This window comes from Shewanella sp. AS16 (assembly GCF_021412365.1).
GTDB classification, from domain to species: domain Bacteria; phylum Pseudomonadota; class Gammaproteobacteria; order Enterobacterales; family Shewanellaceae; genus Shewanella; species Shewanella salipaludis.
Window position 1 is genome coordinate 1 of record NZ_JAKCLK010000418.1, and the last position, 282, is coordinate 282.

General features: G+C 57.1%; 1 pseudogene. It reads right to left on the reverse strand.

Annotated elements, in window-relative coordinates:
* A pseudogene (locus LZP73_RS20915) lies at positions 1-282 on the reverse strand (hypothetical protein); the annotation flags it as partial.

Sequence of the window (282 nt, forward strand, 5' to 3'; positions counted from 1 at the left end):
GAACTCGATAGGATCGCCAATACGGGTGCCGGTACCGTGGGTTTCAACGTAGCCGATGCTTTCTGGGCTTACTTCTGCCAGATGACAGGCCGCACAAATGACCGCCTTCTGTCCCTCATGACCAGGCGCGACAAAACCGATTTTTTGTTTACCGTCATTGTTGACCGCGCTACCCCGGATCACCGCATAGATGCGATCGCCCGCTGCCAGAGCATCTTCCAAACGCCGAAGCACAACCACACCCGCGCCATCGCCAAACAGGGTGCCAGAAGCCTGACTGTC